The organism is Streptomyces sp. NBC_00358 (assembly GCF_036099295.1).
Taxonomy (GTDB): domain Bacteria; phylum Actinomycetota; class Actinomycetes; order Streptomycetales; family Streptomycetaceae; genus Streptomyces.
The window spans coordinates 8,834,613-8,854,755 of sequence record NZ_CP107976.1; the positions used below are offsets into that span (position 1 = coordinate 8,834,613).

Here is a 20,143-nt window from a genome sequence, read left to right on the forward strand (position 1 = left end):
AGCCTACGACGACCGAAAAGCGACTGCCGCGGCCCGCCGGAGTTTTTTTGACCGGCTCTGCTGTGCAACATTCGGGCGAGGTCGAGTAACACCCTTGGAGGGGAAACGCGTTGTCGCCCACCACGGGATCCGAACACCGGTCCCCGCACGTCCTCACACCATCCAGTGACGAATCCCTTACCATCGAATGGGCCGGTGGAAAAGGGAAGAACCTGCACACCCTGACCGCGTCCGGATTTCAAGTACCGCGCTGGTCGATCATCGGCCTCGACGTATTCGCGGAATTCTGCCGCGACAGCGGACTGGACGAGCGCCTGGCCCGGCTGCTCGCCGACGGCTGGGAGTCGAACCCCGGCCAAGTCGCCGCGGAGGCCGCACGTCTCATCGAGGCCGCGCCGCTCGACGACCACCTCACCGACGCCATCGGACTGGCCTACGGACTGGCCGGGGGCGGAGCCGTGGCCGTGCGTTCGTCCGGCGCGCAGGAGGACGGCGCACGCCACTCCTTCGCCGGCCAGTTCGACAGCTTCCTCAACATCCGCGGCCTCGGCGAGGTCATCGCCCATGTCCGCCGCTGCTGGGCCTCCGCCTTCTCCGAACGCTCCCTGCGCTACCGCGCGCGGCACCGACTGCCGCCCGACGCCGGCGGTGTCGCCGTCATCGTGCAGCGCATGGTCGCGGCCGAGCGAAGCGGCGTGCTGTTCACCGCCGACCCGACGACCGGACGCACCGACCGGCAGGTGGTCAGTGCCGTCCACGGGCTGGGGGAGGGGCTGGTCTCGGGCGCGGTCGACGCCGACACCGTCGTCCTCGACGCCACCACCGGCGAGGCGCTGACCACGGTGATCGGTGACCAACTGGAGCGCTACGACGCCGGATCGGGACCCGGCTGCCAGGTGTCGGCGGTCACCGGAGAGGACCGCGCCGCGCTGTCCCTGACGGCCGCCGACCTCGCCCGGCTGCACGAGGCCGGAGTCCGCGCCACCGCTCTCCTCGGCGCCCCCCAGGACATCGAATGGGCCATCGCCGAGGGCGCCTTGTGGATTCTGCAGAGCCGGCCGATCACCGCCCCCGCCCCGGTCGCGGGTCCCACGGCGGAGCCCGAGGGCGAGCTGCGGATCTGGGACAACTCCAACATCATCGAGAGTTTCAGCGGTGTCGTCTCGCCGCTCACCTACAGCTTCGCCGCCGACACCTACGCGAAGGTATACGACAGTTACGCCCGCGCCCTGGGCGTCCGCGGCGAACGACTGCGCGAGGTGCAGGAGTGGACCCCGCACCTGCTCGGCCATGTCCACGGACGGGTCTACTACAACCTCCTCCACTGGTACCGCATGGTCCGCCTCGCCCCGCTCTACCCGCTCAACCGGCGCGTCCTGGAGAAATCCCTGGGCGTCGCCGAGAGCATTTCCGACGAAGTCGCCGACACGCTCCATCCGTTCACACCCCGGCCCGGAGTGCGCGGCCAAGTCGCCCGCCTCGCCCGCACGGTGATCTTCGCCACGAGATTCCTCACCATCCGGAAATCCGTGGAGACGTTTCACCGAGATTTCTATCGCGCGTACGCGGTATTCAACAATGTCGACTACGACGCCCTGCCCGGCGACGAGACCTACCGCCGATTCCGGCGACTGCAGCGGGAACTCATCGAGAAATGGGGCCCGATGCAGACCCTCGACGCGACGATCCTGCTCTCCGTGGGCCTGCTCGCGCTGCTCACCCGCAGATGGCTGCCCGAGGCGCCCGAATGGTTCACCTGGGCCGCGGCGGCCCCCGGCGAAGCCGTGGAGTCCGCCGAACCGGTCTGGGCACTGCTTGAGTTGGCCGCACAGGCCCGCGCCGACACCGACATCCTGCGTCTGCTCGAACGCACCCCCGACGCCGAGGCCCACCGGGCACTGCGCGACGCCGGCCACACCCGGTTCCTGGCCGCCGTCGACGCGTACATCGCCGACTACGGCTACCGCAGCCCCGATGAACTCAAACTGGAGGTCCCCGACCTGCACGAGAACCCGGCAGGTCTGTTCGCACTGCTGCGCGACACCCTGCCGGACACCGCCGACGGCGGCACGCCGGACCGCGGCGGCGACGCCGACGCCTATCTCGACGAGCAACTGCGCGGCCCACGACGCCTGTTGTACGAACGGGTGCGGGGCAAGGCCCGCGCGGCGCTCGCCGACCGGGAACGGCTCAGGTTCTGCCGCACCCGCGCCTTCGGAGCGGCCAAGCGGATGCTGCGCGCCCTGGGCCGCGATCTGGCGCGCGCCGGGGCCATCGACGCCTGGGACGATGTGTTCCTGCTGCGCCTGGAGGAGATCCGGGGCGCCTACGAGGGCATGATCGCGCACACCGAACTGCGGGACCTCGTCGTCCTGCGGCGCAGGCAACAGGCCGCCGACGCCTCACTGCACGCACCCGCCCGCTTCACCACCCGGGGCGCCCCGTACTGGTCGGGCAACCTGGAACGCGCGGGCTGGACCGGCGGCCCGGCCGCGCGCAGCGGTGCCCGCGAGCTGAGCGGCGTCCCCTGCTGCCCCGGTGTCGCCGAAGGGCCCGCCGTGGTCACCGACTTCCCGCGCGACATCGGCGGCGGCATCCTGCTCGCCTACCGGACCGACCCCGGCTGGGTGACCGCGCTGTCCTCGGCGGCCGCCCTGGTCATCGAACGCGGCAGCCCCCTCACCCATGTCGCCGTCGTCGCACGGGAGTTGGGCATTCCGACGGTGGTCCAGGTCAAGGGAGCCACCACCGAGATCCGCACCGGTGCCCTGCTACGGGTCGACGGCGCCGCCGGGACGGTCACCGTCCTCGCCGACCCGCCCCCCGACACTCCGGCCGCCGACCCGGACAGCCCCCGAACGGAGACCCAGTGATCCTCACCGAGGACCGGCTGCAGGACCTGCTCGACAAGTCCCTGTCCGAACTGCCCCCTGGTACCGACTGGGCCGTGACCCTGGAGGGATCCATCGCGGAGGGGTTCGGCAACCCCTCCTCCGACATCGACTTCCTGCTCGTCGGCCGCTGCGACGACGACCTGCCCACCATGCCGTCGCTGCTGTTCGTGGACGGCAGGCGGGTGGAGATCCGCACCCGGACGGTGCGTCAACTCACCGACCAGTTCCAGGCGGTGGAGGAGGGCGCCGAACGGCCCGGCCGGCTCTCCGAGGATCTCCTCAACCGCTGCCAACGGGTCCTGCACAGCCACCCGCTGCGCGGCCACGCCCTCATCGAGGAGGTGAAGGCGACCCTGCCCGTGGAGCGGTTCCGCCGGATCACCGCGGACTGGTGGGCACACCGGGCCCGGCAGTCCCTGCGGCACGCGACGGCGCTGCTGTGCCTCGGCGAGCGCGAGGAGGCCGTCGACTGGACCCGCGCCGCCCTCGTGCAGAGCGTCAAGTCCTGGGCGGCCGGCCTGGGCGAGACCTATCTCGAACCCAAGTGGCTCTCCATGCAACTGGACCGGGCCGGCCGGGCGGACGTACGCGACCGCTACTGGGAACTGGAGGCGGCCGCCCTTGGGCCCGCCGACGCCGGCGCGGCACAGGAACACCTCACCGCCTGCCTCGACTTCGCCGAGGACCTCGGACTCACCGGCGTCCCCCGGCAGCCGGAGCGGCTCACCGTCGAACGCCGTGCCGGGGTCACCACCTGGCAGACCGGTGAACGGGTCCACGTCATCCGCGGCCGCCAGGACGTGTTCGCCCTCGGCGACGACGCCGGAGCCGTCTGGCGCTCCCTCGTCCTGGGCAGGCCGCTGCCCCGCGTACTGGCCGACACGGCGGGCAGCGGCGTCACCGACCCCGGCCCGCTGCTCGCCGCCTTCCTGCGCTACGGGCTGGTCCGCCTCGCCTGGAAGGGCGGCGGCACCGTCACCCCCGCACTGCCGCTCGCCGCCCCGCCCGGCCCCGTGACCCCGCCGCCCTCCACCGCACAGCCGCTGCTGTCCGTGCGCGGAGCGGCCGTCGGGGGACCCCGTGCCATCGACCTCATGCCCGTGCCGGCCGACCGCTTCGCCGCCGCCGCCATGGCCCTCGTGTGGTCCAACGTGGTCGTCGAGAACGCCGTCGAGGATCTGACCGGAGCGCTGCGACGCGGTCAGTGGCGGGTCGCCGAACTCACCGCGCGCCGCGCCGTGCACGCCGCGCTCCGCGGACTGGCCAGCGCCCACGGCGTCAACCCGCTGCCCGCCGACTCCGACCTCGTGCGCCGCACGGACCTGCTGCCGGCCGCCACCCGGTCGATCGGGGTGCGCGCCGGGGAACTGCTGCGGCTCGGCGTGCACTCGGCGAAGGAGGGTGACGCCCTGCTGACCGAGCTGCGCCTCTTCATCGTCCTGGTACGCGGCGCCATGGGAGCCGACTCCTTCCCGCTCTCCTTCGACTCCGCCGACACCTGGCGCGCGACCCTGCAACTGGGCCACGACTGGCTGCGCATCGGCGCCCACCTCGGCGCGGAGCTGCCGATCGAGGAGGCCCGCGACCTGCTGACCGGCAACGGGGCCCAGCCCCACCGGTCGCCGTGACGGCACCCGACTCCCGGACGGCACCCACCCGACGTACCGCGCGGAGGAATCACCGATGGCCGAGCCGATGACGTCCGACCCGATGGCATCCGACCCGATGACGGTGCTGGTGACCGGCGCCGGAGGCTTCGTGGGCGCCGAGGTGACCGCCCGGCTCACCGCCGCGGGCCACACCGTGCTGGCACTGCTGCACCGCAACAGCGACCTCGTACGCAACAACGGCAGAAGACTGGCTCCCGGTCCCGGCACCCTCACCCGGATCAATGGTGACATCACCCGCCCCGGCCTCGGACTGGGCGACGACGACCGGCGGCTCGCCGCCACCGCCGACCGCATCGTGCACTGCGCCGCCCTCACCGACTTCGGACTCCCCGAGGACCGGTACGAACGCGTCAACGTCGAGGGCACCCGGCACGTCCTGGACCTCGCCGTGGCAGCCCGCACCCCACTGGTGCACGTCAGCACCGCCTACGTGTGCGGGGAACGCGACGGCATCGCCCGCGAGGACGAACTCGACCTCGGCCAACGCCCCGGCAACGACTACGAGCAGAGCAAACTGGCCGCCGAGAGCCTGGTCCGCAAGGCCGCGGCGGACGGCCTGCCCGTGTGCGTGGTGCGCCCCAGCATCGTCACCGGCGCCACCCGCACCGGCCGTGTCCGCGACTTCAAGACCATCTATCCCGTGCTCCGGGTCCTCACCAGAGGCCTGGTGCGCACCGTGCCCGGCCACTACGACGCCGTCCTCGACCTGGTCCCGGTCGACCGCGTCGCCGACCTGGTCACCGAGGCCACCACCCGTTTCCAGGACGCCGAGGGCCGCACCCTGCACGCCGTCGGCCACGAACTGACCCTGCGGGACATGTCCGACGTCCTCGCCGAGTACCCGTCGTTCCACGTACCGCGGTTCGTCCCCCCGTCCGCGTTCTCCGCCCCGGCCCTGCCCGGCAGGGAACGCCCCTACTACGACCGCGTCGTCTCCCTGTACGCCCCCTACTTCAGGCGCCGCGTCCGCTTCGACGCCACCCACGCAGAGGCCTTCGGCCGCCGCCCGGCCGCCTCCGGCGGACGCCCCTACCTGCGCCGCCTCCTCGACCACTGCCTCGCGAGCGGCTACCTCGGCCCGGCCCCGCGCAGGCAGCCGGCCGCCGCCCGACCCGACGGGAGCACCCACCGATGACCCCCGCCCACCCCGCCGAGCCCTCGTACGGCATACCTGTCTCCCCCCTGCTCACCTGCCAACCCGACAAGCAACGGCTGTACGGCGCCGACACCTACTACCAGGAGAGCCACGGGCAACTCGCCGCCCTCACCGACGACATCACCGGCTTCGCCCACCGCCACGCCACGCTGCTGCTCAAGCCCGACGCCGTCGTGACCCGGGCACTCGACGCGGCCGTGGACTGGCTGACCGGGCGGGGCTTCAGGATCGTCGGCGCGGAGATCACCCGGCTGACCCGCACGATGATCCGTTCCCTGTGGTACTTCCAGTGGAATCTCGCCACCCCGTACCGCAGGCGGCTGGCCGCGCTCTTCCTGGAGGACGCCGACGCCCTCGTCCTGCTCGTCCGCCCCCTGCACGACCTGGACGTGCCCGCGTCGGTCGAGCTCACCCGGCTCAAAGGCCCTACGGACCCGGGCGCCCGCCGCCCCGGCCAACTGCGTCATCTCCTCGGCCGCTACAGCTACTTGCTGAACCTGGCGCACACGCCCGACGAACCCGCCGACGTGCTGCGCGAGTTGGCCGTCCACTTCGACGACACCACGCGCGACCGGCTGTTCCGCTCCGCCCTCGCCGACGAGGACCGCACCGCGCACGCCCGGGAACTGACCGGCCTGCTGTACGCCGCGAGCAAGCCCCGGGACCTCGAATTCGACCCCGCCGTCGCCCGGTTGCGCGACGCCGTGTCCCGGCACGGGGGCGCCGACCCGGCCGCCGGCCCGCGAACCCTGCTGGAGACCGCCTGGGAGCGGGGGACCGACCTCGACCCGTGGGACACCGTCATCGTCGGCTCCACGGTGCTCCCCATGCGGCAGCCCGGCCGGGCGCCCGTACTGGACAGCGCCGACGCGGACACCTGGCGCCGCCACCTGGAAACCGTCCGAGCCACCCCGAGCTGAGGAGCGGCCCATGCAGTTCACCCGGACACTTCCCAAGCAACTGGTGCACCGCTCCGCGGTCGCGGAGATCTTCCTGACCGACGCCGAGCGCCACGGCGAGGACGAGATACGCCTGGCCGCTCGGTTCCCCCGCCGCCACCCCTTCTACGACGACACGCTCGGCCTCCGCGCCCAGCATGATCCCTACCTGCTGCTGGAGGCCTGCCGGCAGGGCATCTTCGTCGTGGCCCACCGCTACCTCGGTGTGCCCCTGGGACACAAGTTCCTGCTGCGAGCGGTCGAGTTCGAGGCGCCGGACCAGACAGCCCTCACCCGCCGCGACCGCCCCACAGAGGCGGTCATCGCCGCCCGGATCGAGCAGCGGTTCCACACCCGGACCGGACCGCGGGGCCTGCGGCTGGCCTTCACGCTGACCATCGGCGCCCGCGAAGCACTGCTGGCCCGCATCGACTACTCCTGGATGCCGCCCGCGGAGTGGACGAGCCTGCGGGCCGGACAGCGCGACGCGCTGGGGCTGCCCGCCGTCCCCGTGGCCCTGCGCGGACCACGCGTCGCCCCGGCCCTCGTCGGCCGGCGTGCCCCGGCCAACACGGTCCTCTCCGCGCCGCGCGCCGCGGACGACGGCACCCACACCGCACGCGTGCTGGCCGAGACCACGCATCCGACCCTGTACGACCACTGGGTGGACCACGTGCCCGGGATGCTGGAGCTGGAGGCCTTCCGCCAACTCGCCCTGCGCGCCTCCCTGGCCGCCGGGACCGTGCGCACGTCCAGCGTGCTGCCCGTCGCCCTGGCCGCACGCTTCCGCCGCTTCGCCGAGATGGATCTGCCGCTGGAGTGCCGGACCGCACCGGTCCGGCCCGGCGCCGACATCGAGTGCACCCTGCGGCAGCCGGGCGGCCTGGCCGCCGAGGCCCGGATCCGGCTCGCCGACGCGGACACCGTCCGACCGGCCCGTGCCCTCTCCGCACCGACCGCGCACAAGGCCGCATGACCGCGCCCCCACCCACCCGACACGCACCCACCCGCCAGGCACCCACCCGACACGCACCCGACCGACACGCACCCACGCACCACGAACCCACGCACCACGAACCCACCCGGAGGGCCGCAGTGACCACCGTCGCCGTCCCGCACGTGCCCGCCCGACTGGGCCGCTTCGTGCTGCGCATGTTCCGGCCGCACGTCTACGTCACGTACGGACTGCTGTGGGTCCTCACGCTGGAGGGTTCGGCGGTGGCCGCGTCCGGCACGGCCTGGCGTCCGTCCGCCGCCACCTGGGTCCGGGTCGTCACCGTCGTACTGGCGCTGCTCTTCCTGCGGATGCTGGACGAGCAGAAGGACCTCGCCCACGACCGTGTCCACCACCCGGACCGGCCGCTCGTCACCGGCGCGATCACCGCGACCGAACTGCGCGGCGCGATGGCCGCGATCACCGTGGTGGTGACCGTCCTGAACGGCGCCCGCTCGGCCGTCGACGCCCTGCTGATCCTCGCCGTTCTCGGGTACGGACTGTTCCTCGCCGTACTGGAGCGGGTGTCGCCCGCGGTACGCGAACGACCCCTGCTCGGCCTGGCGGCCACCTACCCGGTGCAACTGCTGCTCGGCGGCTACGTCTACGGGTCGCTCGTCGCCACGGGGACGGTCACCGCGGACTGGCGGGGGCCCGCGCTGCTCGCCCTGTGCGCCTGCGTGCTCCTGCACTTCGAGTTCGCCCGCAAGACCGCCTGGGAGGCACCACCGGGCGCCCGCTTCTACTCGACCGCTCTCGGCCCCCGCCGCGCCGCCGTCGTGACCGCGGGCCTCGCGGCGGGCGCGGTCGGCTGCCAGGTGCTGGTGTTCGCGCCGCAGGGCCCGCTCGGGCTGCTGCCCTGCCTGGCGGTCATCCTCCCCGTCCGGGGCTTCCGGCGGTTCCTGGCCGCCGGGAGCGGTGGGTGGCCTCTGCCCACCGCCATCGGCTTTGTCGTGGCCACCTACCTGGGCCTCGTCCTCCGGGCGGTGCTGCTGCCGTGACCGATGAACTTCCCCTGTCCTGCGAGGAGTTGCTCACCACCACGCGGTCGGTGCGGCACGGCCTGGACCTGGACCGGCCGGTGGACCGGGACCTGGTCGAGGACTGCCTGCGCATTGCCCTGCAGGCTCCGAACGGCAGCAACCGGCAGAACTGGCGCTGGATCCTGCTCACCGACCCGCGGATCCGCGCGGAGGTGGCCGAGGTGTACCGGGCCGCGTTCTACGACCGTAACGCCGCCGCGCTGGAGCGGCTGCCGGAGCTTCCCGAGGCGCCGCGCTCCGTGCTCACCGCCGCCCGTGCGCTGGCCGACCGGCTGCACCGGGTGCCGGTCCTGGTGATCCCCTGTCTCGAAGTGGCCCAGGGAACGCTGCCGACGGGCAACCAGGCCGGCCTGTGGGCGTCGTTGCTGCCCGCGGCCTGGAGCTATGCGCTGGCCGCCCGCAGCCGCGGACTGGTCACCGCCTGGACGGCGGTCCACCTGGACCGCGAGCAGGAGGTCGCCGACCTGCTCGGTCTGCCGCCCACCGTCCGGCAGGGCGCCCTGCTGCCGACGGCCCACCCGCTGCGCGGCACGTTCCGGCCGGGCCCGCGGCTGCCGCTGGAGGAGGTCCTGCACCACGACGGCTGGCAGGGCGCCCGACCCGTCTGAAGCCTCCGGAGCGGAGCCGCCGGCGCGGGCCCGTCAGCCGACCTGCGGGCTGGGCGTCGGGGTGTCCGTGTGCACGTTCAGGTCGGGCCGCGCCGTGAGGACGACCAGGGGGGCGCCCGGCTGCGGCGGGGGCGGCGTGAGCTGGTCCTTGGGGAGCGTCGGCGGGGCGCTCTGCTGGGCGAGGACCTGGTCGAAGTTGATGGTGCCGGTCTTCTCCATCATCGTGATGTGGTCGAGGACCGTGTCGTTCGCGAGGTTCGCGAGATTGCGCACGAGCGTGTTCTCGGTGGTGGCCCGGACCTTGGCGATGACCAGGAAGATGCTGCCGTGGGTGACGCGCAGGATGTTGGCGGCGGTCGTGTCGAACTGCTTGCCGTTCTGCGCCACGGAGGTCGCCACGAACTGCTGCTGCTGCGGAGACGCCTGGTTCGGCAGGGTGATGTTCAGCTGCAGGGCGACCTTGCGGTCCATATCGTCGAGGCGGGCGTGCCCCACGATCAGGTGCTTGCCGGCCTCCCGCATCGCCGGTGTCGAGCCCTTCTTCAGCGCGATCTCACCCAACGGGTACTCCCACAGCCCGGCCGCGCGGACCTTGACGACGAAGTCGCGGTCGGCCTCGGTGAGCGGGCCCCACTGGGTGTTCGCGATGACGCGGGTCTGAGCGCTGGACGTGGTCTGGACGCCGAGCATGGTGGGGTAGACGAGAGCGGCGAGGGTCAGGGCCACGGCGCCGCCCACGAAGACCGTTCCTGCCATGTTGCGTGAGACGGGCATGATGCCTCCTGACGTGATGTTCGGGTATCGCAGGGGGTACGGCTGCCAGGGCCTCCGTGATCATGTCGCCGGGTAAAATCTGCCCGACGCCCTGTGGTTTGCGTCACAGCCCTGAGGCTCGGGTCCGCCGAAGTTTCCCATGGGCGGCCCGCGCGCCCACCCGGTACCGGGCAACGGGCGGGTTCGGCCGGGTCGTTCGGCCGGGGCGCCCGGTAGGGGTGTCCGCCCGACGTGTTCGCCGAGGTCTTCGCAGAGGTGCGCGCCGAGGTGTCCGGAGGGCCGACGGGCCGGCGGGTCCGGGGAAGGGAACTGCTCTCCATCAATCGATTGATCGGCGCCTGTCGTCCGCGTAGTCTCCCGCCATGCCCGACTCGCCACCCGCCACACCGGCCCCCGCGCCACCGCCCGCCGACGCCAGCCGTGAACGCATCATCGCGGCCGCCACCACCCTCTTCGCCGAGCACGGCTACGACGGCACCAGCACCCGCCGGATCGCCGCCGACGCGGGGCTGAACATGGCCACCGTCGCCTACCACGTCGGCGGGAAGCCGGACCTCTACCGGGAGGTCATGCTCCGGGCCCACCTCGCCGAGCAGCGGGTACTGACGGACGCGCTGGCCGCCTTCCGGGAGCTCGCGCCCACCGAGCCGGTCGCCGCCGTCACCGGCCTCGTCGACCGGTACCTGGACTTCTGTCTCGACCAGCCGCACATCCCGGCCCTGTGGATGCGCCGCTGGCTCTCCGACGCCGCCGAATTCGCGAATCTGGAGGCCGCGTACGCGCGCCCGCTGATCGAAGCGGTCCGCGACACCGTGCGCGAGGTCGTCCCGGCCGCACTGCCCGCCGGGACCGCCGCACCCGCCGACATCGAGATGACCGTCTGGACGGTGCTCTGGAGCACGCACGGCTTCTGCCGCTCGGGCATCCGTTCCGAGGTCCCGCGCTTTCGCGCCCACCTGCGCGGCCTCGTCCTGAGGGATCTCGGGCTCGCCGCCCGGGACCCGCGCGACCAGGGGCACGTATGACGACCGCCCTGGTCCCCCCGGCCACCGACGGCGAACTCACCCGGCGCCGGCTCCTCGTCTACGGCATCGGCTCGGTCGGCACGGGCATCTTCTCCACCGTCCCCGGCCTGCTGCTGCTCTACTTCATGACCGACGCGCTGGGCGTCCCCGCCGGAATCGCCGGACTCGTGGTCGCCCTGCCCAAGGCGTGGGACGCCGTCTTCAACCCCCTGGTCGGCGCCGCCAGCGACCGTGAGGCCGTCCGTACCGGCCGACGGACCCGACTGCTCGTCGCCGGCGGGCTCGCGCTGCCCGCCGCGTTCGCGGCGATGTTCCTGTCCCCGATGACCGGCACGGGTGCAGCGGTCTGGGTGACCGTCACCTTCGTACTGGCCGCGAGCGCCTTCTCACTGTTCCAGGTGCCCTACGTGGCCCTGCCCGCCGAGATGTCGTCCGTACCGGCCGTCCGCACCCGGATCATGGTCTGGCGGATCGTCTTCCTGACCCTGGGGATCCTCGTCGCGGGCGGCGCGGCCCCGCTCGTGGTCGGCGTCGCGGGCGGCGGCCGTACGGGGTACGGAGTGATGGGCGTGGCCGTGGGCCTTGTCATCGCCGCCGTCCTGATGGTGCCCGCCCTCGGTACCCGCTGGGTGCGCTCCCGACCCGGACTCGAGCCCCTCGGCCTGGTCGAGGCCTTCCGTACGGCACGCGGCAACCGGGCGTTCTTCGCGCTGCTCGCCTCGTTCGTGCTGCAGGCCGCCGCCGTCGCGATCATGCTCGCCGCCGCGCCCTACGTCGCCACCTACCGCCTAGGCGGCTACGGCCTGACCTCGATGCTCTTCGTCTGCCTGGTCGCACCCAGCGCCGTCGCCGTCCCGCTCTGGGCCAAGGCCGCCGGACGCTGGGGCAGACTGCGCTGCCTCACGGTCGCGACCTGCGGATACGCCGCCGGCGCGGCGGCCCTGCTCCCGGCGGCCGGCAGCGGCAGCGGCACCGTGGCGGTCGTCGCGACGCTCGCACTGTGCGGGCTGCTCGGCGTCTGCTACGCGGCCCTGCAGGTCCTGCCGCTCGCCCTTCTCCCCGACACCGTGCACGCCGACAAGGCCAGGACCGGCCAGGTCCAGTCCGGAGCGTTCACCGGACTGTGGACGGCCGGTGAGACCGTCGGCCTCGCCGCCGGACCGGGGGCCTACTCGATCGCCCTGGCCGCCACCGGCTTCGTCTCCTCGACCCTGGACCATCCGGTCGCCCAGACCGCCACCGCGCGAACCGGAATCCTTCTGGGCTTCAGCCTCGTCCCCGCCCTGCTCATGCTGCTCTCGCTGCCTGCCCTGCGCGCCTACGGCCGCCGCCGCGCCGCGCAAGAAACGGAAACCCCCTGATGACGACTCCCCAGCAGGCGACCGTCCCCGCGCGGGCCGCCCACCCCGGTCTGCCCGAGACGGGCCGCACCGGCGCCGACCTCCTCGCCGAACTCACCGTCCTCACCGCCGCCGACCTGCCCACCCGGGGCGGACACACCACCGCCTACGTCTACGACAGCGGCCGTCCCGAGGTCCGCGAAGCCGCCGAACGGGCCTACCTGACGATGATGGAGGTCAACGGCCTGGACCCGACGGCCTTCCCCAGCATCGTCACCCTCGAACGCCAGGTCGTCGGCGCGACGGCAGCCCGGCTCGGCGGCGACGACACCACCCCGGGCATCTTCACCAGCGGCGGAACCGAGTCGATCATTCTCGCGGTGAAGGCCGCCCGGGACGCCCGCCCCGATGTCCTCGCCCCGGAGATCGTCGTCCCGGTCACCGCCCACGCCGCCTTCCACAAGGCCGGCAGCTACCTGCGGGTCACCGTCCGCAGCGCACCCGTCGACCCCGAGACCTACCGCGCCGACCCGGCCGCGATGGCCGCGCTCTGCAACGAGAACACCGTCCTCGTCGTCGCCTCCGCTCCGTCCTACGCACACGGCGTCATCGACCCCGTCGCCGAGATAGCCGCCGACGCCGCCGCCCGGGGCATTCCCTGCCATGTCGACGCCTGCGTCGGCGGCTGGCTGCTGCCCTGGCTCGCCGAGGCCGGCGCGCCCGTCCCGCCCTTCGACCTCTCCGTCGCCGGTGTCACCTCGCTCTCCTGCGACCTGCACAAGTTCGGCTACGCCCCCAAGGGCGCCTCCGTACTGCTGTTCCGCGACGAGGCACTGCGCCTCAACGCCTATTACGCCTGCGCCGCCTGGCCCGGCTACAGCGTCGTCAACTCCACGATCCAGAGCAGCAAGGGAGCCGGACCCCTCGCCGGGGCATGGGCCACGCTGCAGGCCCTCGGCGCCGACGGCTACCGCGAACTCGGCCGTGCCGCGCTGGCGGCGACCCGGCGACTGATCGATGGCGTCGGGTCCATCGACGGCCTCACCGTCCTCGGCACCCCCGAGGCCACCCTCGTCGCCATCGGCACCGACCCGGCCGACGAGACCCCGCTCGACCTCTTCGCCCTCGCCGACGAGACCCGCGCCCGGGGTTTCTTCCTCCAGCCCCAGCTCAGCCTCGACGGCCTCCCGGCCAACCTGCATCTGACCCTCACCGGAGTCAGCGAACACGGCGTCGAGGAACTGCTCACCGTCCTGCGCGACTGCGTCGGCATCGTCCGTCCGCTCGGGCCCCCGACACCCCCGGCGGACATCGTCGACCTGCTCCAGCAGGTGGATCTGACCGAACTCGACAACGCGTCCTTCGCGGCGCTGCTCCCCGCCGCCGGTGTCGACCTGACCGGCGAGAACGCGGCCCGGATGGCCCCGGTCAACCGCCTCCTGGACGCCCTCCCGGCGGCGACCCGCGAGGTCATCGTCACCCGCTTCCTGTCCGCGCTCTACAGCCCGTACCTGGGCGGCTGAGGAGGGCCGAAGGCGGCGAGGGGCGGGCGTCCCGCCGGGTCGCGAGGGCAGGTTCGGATCGTGTGCCGTCCGGCATCCGGGCCTGCCGGGCTCACCGGGCGACGCGCTGTTTCCGGCCGCCGCGGCGGAAGCGCACTCCGGCGTAGGCGAGGTCGGCGACCAGGACGAGGCAGCCGATGATCAGCAGGTAGAACAGCCCATGGGCGGCGAATCCGATGATGCCCAGGACGAGGGCCACAAGGATCAGGAACAGGAACAGGCTCATGGGCTCTCCCGGCGGCGTTCGGCGATCAGCGACGGGCGAGACGGCGCTCGCCCTTGACGCCCGGTGTGTACTCGATTTCGTAGTGCGCGAAGACCTCCGGCTCGTCCGTCGCGGGCAGCACGCCGTCCGTGTCGATGGACGGGGCCTTCTTCACCAGGTTCTTGTCGTGAGCGACCTTCAGATAGCCCGGTCCGACGGTCGCGTGGTCCAGGGGTACGAACACCAGGCGACGGCGCGTGGGCAGGCCCACGGTCACGGTGGCGAAGGAAGGGCTGTCGGTGGCCGTGTCGACGTAGACGGATTCCAGGGTGCCGATCTTGTGCCCACCGGGGTCCAGCACGTCATGACCACGCCATTCACGGATGTCGCCTGCCTCGAACATCATGTACCTCCACAGGGGGAGGTACCCCCGATCGCGGGTCTGATGCCCTGGTGGTTCCGGTGTTGTGCCCAGGACGGGCGAGCGGCACACGTGTTCGTCACGCCGTGCCTGGCGCCGTGGCTGGTACGAGCCGCTGGGCCCCGCGGAACACGGACGAGCCGTCACACCGCGCCGCGTACTCCCCTGAGGTCGCGGCCGGTGACCATATCGGAGTCGATCCGCACGAAAACCGCGTTCCGCGAGGGTATCCAAGAGCTCGGACCGACCTGCGACAGCCGTTCGTGCTCGGCGGGATCGGTCATGACCCCGGCGCGTCCGGTCACGACCACACTCCAGCCGGACCGGGTCTCCGCGTCGAACTCGTCCGCCTCGAAGGCGACCACGACTCCGTCGATCGCGCGGACGAGGTCCGAGTCCGAGGAGGTGCAGAGAAGGACGGAGTTGTCCGTGTCCAGGCAGAAATTGACGGGAAGGACCGCGGGCAGTGCCTGCCGGGTGTACACCACGCGGCCGACCGGGACCTTGGCCAGGAGGCGCAGGCACTCCCGCCGGTCGAGTTCGTGAAGGGCGTCGTCCTGGGACATCCATCCATCGTCCCCGCGCGGGCCAGGGCCGTGTAGGGCCGGTCGGCCCTACACGAGGGCCGACCGGCCGGGACCCACCGGCGTGACGGCGCGAGGAACGGGGCCCGTTTCGCCCGCCCGTTCCGCCCGCTCCACCGGAAGCCGTTCCGGCGCCCGTCAGCCGGGCCCACGGACCATGAAGACATCCACCGGGTCCTCGGTCTCGACCGTGAACCCGTGCCGCTCGTAGAGCCGTCGGGCAGGGCTCCCCCGCAGTACGTTCAACCGGACCGGGACGCCGAGACGGTCACACCGCTCCAACAGTTCGCCCAGCACGCCCGAGCCGATCCCGCACCCCTGCAGACGGGGCGCCAGGTAGAAGTGCTCGAACCAGCGCACGTCGTTCTCCGGGCGCAGGGCCACGCAGCCCGCGAACGCGCCACCGACCTCGATCACCCAGGTGTGGGCCGGGTCGAATCCGTCCCGCAGCCGCTGCCGTACGCGGTGCGCGTCGTACCGCCCGAGCCGTTCCAGATCCGCCCGCATCACCACGGCACGCAACTCGGCCACCTCTTCCACATCGCGAAGCGACGCCGGCCGAAGTTCCCAATCCACCATGATCATCACGCTACCGCGCACGCCTGAAGGGTCCGACGCGGGGGCAGGGGACCTGGACGGGACCTGCGGGTGTCCCTCGCCCCTGGCAACGTGGGGGCGATGCCCCCGAGCCCCGCTCGCACCCCCCTTGCCTCACGTCACCCCCGTCCCGCCTCACCCCCTGTCGCACTCCACCACCTGCCCCACGCCGGAGTCACCGCGTACGCGATCCGAAGGAGAGCCGGTCATGACCACATTCCCCACCTCGCGAGCAGTCCGGACAACCCCGGAGGGCCTTCTCTGGGAGCCAAGTGATCGCTGGGTACGCGGCCGCAAGGGCGAGGTCACCGTTGTGGACAGCCGACACCCCGTCCTCGTATGGGAGCCCGAGGTGCCGGTGCCGCTGTACGCCTTCCCGCGCGAGGAGGTCCGCGAGGACCTGCTCCGCCCCGCGAGGAATCCCCTGACCGGCACGCACACCGGATCGCGGATCTTCTACGATCTCGATCTCGACGGTGAGCTGCTGGAGAACGCGGCCTGGACGTTCGCCGCCGCCGACCTGGCCGGTCACATCGCCTTCGAGTGGTTCCGGCGCGCGGGACGAGGCCTGGAGCACTGGTACGAGGAGGAGGAAGAGATCTTCATCCACCCGCGCGACCCGCACAAACGGGTGGACGCCCTGCCGAGCAGCCGCCATGTCCGGGTCGAGATCGACGGCACACTCGTCGCCGACACCCGCCGTCCGGTCCTGCTCTTCGAAACAGGACTGCCGACACGGTTCTACGTCCCGCGCGAGGACGTCCGTCTGGAACTGTTCGTCCCGACCGACCACCACACCGGCTGCCCCTACAAGGGCACGGCCGAGTACTGGTCGTGGCGGGGCACGGCCGGCGTTCCGCGGAACATCGTCTGGAGCTACCCGCAGCCGTTGCCCGCGGTGGGCGCGATCAGGGATCTCCTGGCCTTCTACAACGAGGCGGTCGACATCACCGTGGACGGTGAGAGCCTGGCGCGTCCGGTCACGCCCTTCACCAGAACGCTGTCGCAGCAGCCGCCATCGAGCTGACGGCCCTGCTTCGGCCATGAGCAGGCCGATGCCGGTGACCACTGCGTGCCGCGATGGAGTACCTGCGCGGTGAGCCGGGCCGGGGGCGGGATAATCCGGGCGTGATCCTCACCGCGCGACAGCTCGCTCTGGCCACCCTGGACCGTCAGTTCCTGCTGGAGCGCCGACGTGTCGATGTGGCGGAGGCGGTTCGTCGGCTCTGCGCGCTGCAGGCGCAGGCGCCGGCCTCGCCGTACCTGGCTCTGTGGAACCGCGTCCAGGACTTCGTGCCCGGGGATCTCGACGCCGCGTTCACGGATCGCCGGATCGTGAAGGCGACCCTCATGAGGATCACGCTGCACGCCGTCCACGCCGAGGACCACGCACCCTTCTACGCCGCCATGGTGAGGAGCCTGCGGGCGTCCCGCCTGTACGACCGCCGCTACACCTCGACGGAGCTGACCGACGCCGACGCCGACGGGTTGCTTCCAGGACTCGCCGAGATCCTGGCGCGACCCCACACGGGCGCCGAGGTGGAAGCAGACCTCGCCGGGCGGCTCGGTGAGCACGCGCGCCGGCTGTGGTGGGCGCTGCGGACCTACGCGCCGGTCCAGCACGTGCCGGCCGGAGGCCCTTGGTCGTTCACCCAGCCGAACACCTACATCGCCTCCCCGGCCACCTCCGGATCCGCGCCACAGGACGCGGAGGCGGCCGGGGTGCGGCGCCTGCTGCTCAGCTACCTGAGGGCGTTCGGACCCGCGTCGGCCCAGGATTTCGCCCGGTTCACCCTGCTGGGGCGCGCGGTCGTCACCCAGGCGCTGCGGGAGCTCGGAGACCAGGTGGTCCGGGTACAAGGTCCGGACCGCGCCGCCCTGTTCGACCTGGAGGGCGCCACCGTACCCGGCGAGGACGCCCACGCGCCCCCGAGGCTGCTCCCGATGTGGGACAGCACCTTGCTCGCCCACGCGCTCCCCGGCCGGGTCATGCCGAGGGAATACCGGCCGCTGGTCGTGCGGCGCAACGGCGACATCCTGCCCACCCTGCTGGTCGACGGACAGGTCGCCGGAGTGTGGCGCGCGGTCGAGGGCGGCCTTGAACTGACCGCCTTCCACGAACTCGGAAAGACAGCGTGGCAAGGCCTGACCGCCGAGGCGGAGAAACTGACGGCACTGCTCGCCGACCGGGATCCACTCGTCTACCGGCGCTACTGGCACTGGTGGGACAAGGGGATTCCCGGTGCCGAGAGCAGAATGGTCAGGGACTGACAGCCAGGCGGGGCCGCCGAGTCGACCTGGTGACAAGGAGGGGTGCGGACAGTCCTCCGCCGGACGCCCCGGCGCGAGGGGCGACCGATACCGGGTGCCGTTGATCCCGACGGACTGTGGTCGCGGGGCCCCTCGCCGGTACGGTGGGAATCCCCCTGAGGGAGGTTCAGGTTCGTGTCTCCTGACAGCATGTGGAGCATCGGCGAGCTCGCCGAGCGTGCTGGTGTCACCGTCAAGACGGTCCGGTTCTATTCGGATCGCGGTCTGCTGCCCGAAGGCGTCCGAAGCACCGGCGGCCACCGCCGGTACGGCCCCGAGGCACTTGACCGGCTCCACCTGATCCGCTCCCTGCGTACCCTCGACCTGCCGGTTCCCGAAGTCGGCCGTGTCCTCGACGAGGAGGACACGCTGGAGGACGTCGTCGCGCGGCAGTTGCGGCAGGTCGGCTCACGCCTGGCCGCCCTGCGCTGGCAGGAGGCGGCCCTCCGACTACTGCGGGACTGTCCCCCCGAGGAACGCGCGGAGCGGCTGCGGCTGATCGGGGCCGTGTCCGTCCCGCCCAGCACGGCGGCGCTCGCGCGCTTCTGGCGGCGCTGGCTGCCGCCACGCCTTCCGGCCCGGCTTGTCTCCTCCATCGTCGAACACGCGGTTCCGCAACTCCCCGAAGGCCCGACGCCGGTCCAGGTACTTGCCTTCACCCGGTTGCACGCCTTCGTCACCGCCCCCTGCCCCGGCCCCGACAACGGCCGGCCCGCGGCACACCGGCCGGACGGAGGCCGCCCGGCCGTGCTCTACGACGGTCTCACCGAGGCGTACGCGCTTGCCTCGCCGCTGCTGCGGGCGGAGCGGCCACCGCACGGCGGTGAGGCACTCGACTGCTTCGTCTCCGCCTACGCCCGCTCGCGCGGCGCACGTGACACACCCGCCTTCCGCCGTGCGCTCAGCGGGGTGCTGGCCGCGGACCCGCGCATCGACCACTACTGGAAACTCACCGGGGAGATCATCGGCCCGTCGGAACCCACCCCCGGGACCATCCACGACTGGCTCTGCGCGGCACTGGACGATCAACTCGCCCGCCAGGCGGGCTGATTCGGTTCTGCCTCCCACCGCGTACCCCGGTGGGAGGCAGACCCTTCTCAATGCTTCGTGTCAGGACCGGGCGAGGACGCAGAACTCGTGGCCCTCGGGGTCGGCCAGACACGTCCACGGGACGTCGCCCTGGCCGACGTCGAGGTCGGTCGCGCCGAGGGCCCGCAGCCGGGCCACCTCCGCCGCCTTGTCGTCACCGGGGTCCGGGACCAGGTCGAGATGGACGCGGTCCGGCACGGTCTTCACGCCGGGCGTGCGGAGGAACTCGAGATACGGGCCGACCCCCTTGGCGGAGCGCCACACCGCGTGATCGTCGGTCACCTCGTGCAGGGTCCAGCCGATCGCCTCACCCCAGAACCGTGCCATGGCCCGCGGATCCACGCAGTCGACCACCACCGCGGCGATCGGCCCCGTGTCCCGGTAGACGTCCCGGGGCTCCAGCACACAGAACTCGTTGCCCTCCGGGTCGGCGAGGACCGTCCACGGCACATCTCCCTGGCCCACATGGGCGGGCGTCGCGCCGAGAGCCGTCAGGCGCGCGACCAACTCCGCCTGATGCGCAGCGGAGGTGGTGGCGAGATCGAGGTGCACACGGTTCTTCGTCGTCGACTTGGGTTCCGGGACGGCGATGACATCGACGCAGAGTCCGACCGGGTCCAGCCAGTCGAAGCCGGCGGGTTTGACGGCGGTCGCGCCCGCTTCCTCGCCGGCGAGATGCCAGCCGAGCGCGCCCGCCCAGAACCGGCCGACCGCCGCGTCGTCAAGGGCCTTCATGTTCACCAGAACGGGTCGCAGTGTCATGCCGACGACCCTACGCACGCCGCGACGGCCGCGACGACACCCGCGGGTGTCGTCGCCGAGCAGAGATCGACTCGAACGGTCCGCGAGGCTGTGGACCTGTCCGGGGCGGACATCGGACCCGCACGCCGCGCCCCGGTCACACCCACAGCCTCGTGCGGGCCTCTCCGTTCA

At 72.3% G+C, this 20,143-nt stretch carries 19 protein-coding genes; 13 read left to right on the forward strand and 6 right to left on the reverse strand.

What is annotated here, in order from left to right:
• Positions 1 to 110: 110 nt before the first annotated feature.
• The 7 genes from OHT01_RS37840 to OHT01_RS37870 all read left to right on the forward strand — a co-directional run bounded on the left by OHT01_RS37840 (position 111) and on the right by OHT01_RS37870 (position 9,303).
• A complete protein-coding gene (locus OHT01_RS37840) occupies positions 111 to 2,873 on the forward strand; it encodes a phosphoenolpyruvate synthase (protein WP_328557630.1) in 2,763 nt (920 codons plus the stop codon).
• Positions 2,870 to 4,522, forward strand: coding sequence for a nucleotidyltransferase domain-containing protein (locus OHT01_RS37845; RefSeq protein WP_328557631.1), 1,653 nt, complete (start codon positions 2,870 to 2,872; stop codon positions 4,520 to 4,522). Before OHT01_RS37840 ends, OHT01_RS37845 begins: the two co-directional genes overlap by 4 nt.
• 55 nt (positions 4,523 to 4,577) lie before the next feature.
• Positions 4,578 to 5,699, forward strand: coding sequence for an SDR family oxidoreductase (locus OHT01_RS37850; RefSeq protein ID WP_328557632.1), 1,122 nt, complete (start codon positions 4,578 to 4,580; stop codon positions 5,697 to 5,699).
• Complete coding sequence (locus OHT01_RS37855) at positions 5,696 to 6,640, forward strand: nucleoside-diphosphate kinase (protein ID WP_328557633.1); 945 nt, start codon at positions 5,696 to 5,698, stop codon at positions 6,638 to 6,640. Before OHT01_RS37850 ends, OHT01_RS37855 begins: the two co-directional genes overlap by 4 nt.
• 10 nt (positions 6,641 to 6,650) lie before the next feature.
• Positions 6,651 to 7,634 (forward strand): ScbA/BarX family gamma-butyrolactone biosynthesis protein, encoded by a 984-nt coding sequence (locus tag OHT01_RS37860; protein WP_328557634.1) that lies wholly within the window; start codon positions 6,651 to 6,653, stop codon positions 7,632 to 7,634.
• Between the two features lie 119 nt (positions 7,635 to 7,753).
• Complete coding sequence (locus OHT01_RS37865) at positions 7,754 to 8,653, forward strand: hypothetical protein (protein WP_328557635.1); 900 nt, start codon at positions 7,754 to 7,756, stop codon at positions 8,651 to 8,653.
• Positions 8,650 to 9,303, forward strand: coding sequence for a nitroreductase family protein (locus tag OHT01_RS37870; protein WP_328557636.1), 654 nt, complete (start codon positions 8,650 to 8,652; stop codon positions 9,301 to 9,303). Before OHT01_RS37865 ends, OHT01_RS37870 begins: the two co-directional genes overlap by 4 nt.
• Positions 9,304 to 9,336: 33 nt before the next feature.
• On the opposite strand, the gene OHT01_RS37875 is transcribed toward OHT01_RS37870, so the two are convergent.
• Complete coding sequence (locus tag OHT01_RS37875) at positions 9,337 to 10,077, reverse strand: DUF4142 domain-containing protein (RefSeq protein ID WP_328557637.1); 741 nt, start codon at positions 10,075 to 10,077, stop codon at positions 9,337 to 9,339.
• 362 nt (positions 10,078 to 10,439) lie between these two features.
• On the opposite strand from OHT01_RS37875, the gene OHT01_RS37880 reads away from it, so the two are divergent.
• Genes OHT01_RS37880 through OHT01_RS37890 form a run of 3 tightly spaced genes read left to right on the forward strand, consistent with a single transcriptional unit; the run spans position 10,440 to position 13,965 of the window.
• Entirely contained in the window at positions 10,440 to 11,102 is a 663-nt protein-coding gene (locus OHT01_RS37880; RefSeq protein ID WP_328557638.1) for a TetR/AcrR family transcriptional regulator, read from the forward strand.
• The gene (locus tag OHT01_RS37885) at positions 11,099 to 12,463 is read left to right on the forward strand and encodes an MFS transporter (RefSeq protein WP_328557639.1); all 1,365 of its coding nucleotides are present in this window, start codon (positions 11,099 to 11,101) and stop codon (positions 12,461 to 12,463) included. Before OHT01_RS37880 ends, OHT01_RS37885 begins: the two co-directional genes overlap by 4 nt.
• A complete protein-coding gene (locus OHT01_RS37890; RefSeq protein ID WP_328557640.1) occupies positions 12,463 to 13,965 on the forward strand; it encodes a pyridoxal phosphate-dependent decarboxylase family protein in 1,503 nt (500 codons plus the stop codon). Before OHT01_RS37885 ends, OHT01_RS37890 begins: the two co-directional genes overlap by 1 nt.
• 91 nt (positions 13,966 to 14,056) lie before the next feature.
• Here the strand turns inward: OHT01_RS37890 and OHT01_RS37895 are convergent, their stop codons facing one another.
• From OHT01_RS37895 to OHT01_RS37910, 4 genes are all read right to left on the reverse strand, one after another.
• The gene (locus OHT01_RS37895; protein ID WP_328557641.1) at positions 14,057 to 14,230 is read right to left on the reverse strand and encodes a hypothetical protein; all 174 of its coding nucleotides are present in this window, start codon (positions 14,228 to 14,230) and stop codon (positions 14,057 to 14,059) included.
• Positions 14,231 to 14,255: 25 nt separating this feature from the next.
• The gene (locus OHT01_RS37900; protein WP_328558405.1) at positions 14,256 to 14,612 is read right to left on the reverse strand and encodes a PRC-barrel domain-containing protein; all 357 of its coding nucleotides are present in this window, start codon (positions 14,610 to 14,612) and stop codon (positions 14,256 to 14,258) included.
• 161 nt (positions 14,613 to 14,773) lie between these two features.
• Positions 14,774 to 15,196: a pyridoxamine 5'-phosphate oxidase family protein gene (locus OHT01_RS37905; protein ID WP_328557642.1), complete on the reverse strand. Its 423-nt coding sequence runs from the start codon at positions 15,194 to 15,196 to the stop codon at positions 14,774 to 14,776.
• A 156-nt stretch (positions 15,197 to 15,352) separates the two neighbouring features.
• Positions 15,353 to 15,793: a GNAT family N-acetyltransferase gene (locus OHT01_RS37910; RefSeq protein ID WP_328557643.1), complete on the reverse strand. Its 441-nt coding sequence runs from the start codon at positions 15,791 to 15,793 to the stop codon at positions 15,353 to 15,355.
• Positions 15,794 to 16,019: 226 nt separating this feature from the next.
• Between OHT01_RS37910 and OHT01_RS37915 the strand changes: the two genes are divergently transcribed.
• The 3 genes from OHT01_RS37915 to OHT01_RS37925 all read left to right on the forward strand — a co-directional run bounded on the left by OHT01_RS37915 (position 16,020) and on the right by OHT01_RS37925 (position 19,171).
• Complete coding sequence (locus OHT01_RS37915; protein WP_328557644.1) at positions 16,020 to 16,838, forward strand: DUF427 domain-containing protein; 819 nt, start codon at positions 16,020 to 16,022, stop codon at positions 16,836 to 16,838.
• A 101-nt stretch (positions 16,839 to 16,939) separates the two neighbouring features.
• On the forward strand, positions 16,940 to 18,082 hold the full coding sequence (locus OHT01_RS37920) for a winged helix DNA-binding domain-containing protein (RefSeq protein ID WP_328557645.1): 1,143 nt from the start codon (positions 16,940 to 16,942) through the stop codon (positions 18,080 to 18,082).
• Between the two features lie 174 nt (positions 18,083 to 18,256).
• On the forward strand, positions 18,257 to 19,171 hold the full coding sequence (locus OHT01_RS37925; RefSeq protein WP_443043494.1) for a helix-turn-helix domain-containing protein: 915 nt from the start codon (positions 18,257 to 18,259) through the stop codon (positions 19,169 to 19,171).
• Between the two features lie 60 nt (positions 19,172 to 19,231).
• Here OHT01_RS37925 and OHT01_RS37930 read toward each other — a convergent pair whose 3' ends face one another.
• A complete protein-coding gene (locus tag OHT01_RS37930) occupies positions 19,232 to 19,972 on the reverse strand; it encodes a VOC family protein (protein ID WP_328557646.1) in 741 nt (246 codons plus the stop codon).
• Between the last annotated feature and the right edge of the window lie 171 nt (positions 19,973 to 20,143).

Excerpts from the sequence above, each read along its gene's own strand:
- OHT01_RS37875 (WP_328557637.1), bottom strand. The coding sequence starts at position 10,077 with ATGCCCGTCTCACGCAACATGGCAGGAACGGTCTTCGTGGGCGGCGCC.
- OHT01_RS37860 (WP_328557634.1), top strand. The coding sequence starts at position 6,651 with ATGCAGTTCACCCGGACACTTCCCAAGCAACTGGTGCACCGCTCCGCG.
- OHT01_RS37890 (WP_328557640.1), top strand. The coding sequence starts at position 12,463 with ATGACGACTCCCCAGCAGGCGACCGTCCCCGCGCGGGCCGCCCACCCC.
- OHT01_RS37855 (WP_328557633.1), top strand. The coding sequence starts at position 5,696 with ATGACCCCCGCCCACCCCGCCGAGCCCTCGTACGGCATACCTGTCTCC.
- OHT01_RS37850 (WP_328557632.1), top strand. The coding sequence starts at position 4,578 with ATGGCCGAGCCGATGACGTCCGACCCGATGGCATCCGACCCGATGACG.
- OHT01_RS37930 (WP_328557646.1), bottom strand. The coding sequence starts at position 19,972 with ATGACACTGCGACCCGTTCTGGTGAACATGAAGGCCCTTGACGACGCG.
- OHT01_RS37910 (WP_328557643.1), bottom strand. The coding sequence starts at position 15,793 with ATGGTGGATTGGGAACTTCGGCCGGCGTCGCTTCGCGATGTGGAAGAG.
- OHT01_RS37895 (WP_328557641.1), bottom strand. The coding sequence starts at position 14,230 with ATGAGCCTGTTCCTGTTCCTGATCCTTGTGGCCCTCGTCCTGGGCATC.
- OHT01_RS37905 (WP_328557642.1), bottom strand. The coding sequence starts at position 15,196 with ATGTCCCAGGACGACGCCCTTCACGAACTCGACCGGCGGGAGTGCCTG.
- OHT01_RS37880 (WP_328557638.1), top strand. The coding sequence starts at position 10,440 with ATGCCCGACTCGCCACCCGCCACACCGGCCCCCGCGCCACCGCCCGCC.
- OHT01_RS37900 (WP_328558405.1), bottom strand. The coding sequence starts at position 14,612 with ATGTTCGAGGCAGGCGACATCCGTGAATGGCGTGGTCATGACGTGCTG.
- OHT01_RS37885 (WP_328557639.1), top strand. The coding sequence starts at position 11,099 with ATGACGACCGCCCTGGTCCCCCCGGCCACCGACGGCGAACTCACCCGG.
- OHT01_RS37915 (WP_328557644.1), top strand. The coding sequence starts at position 16,020 with ATGACCACATTCCCCACCTCGCGAGCAGTCCGGACAACCCCGGAGGGC.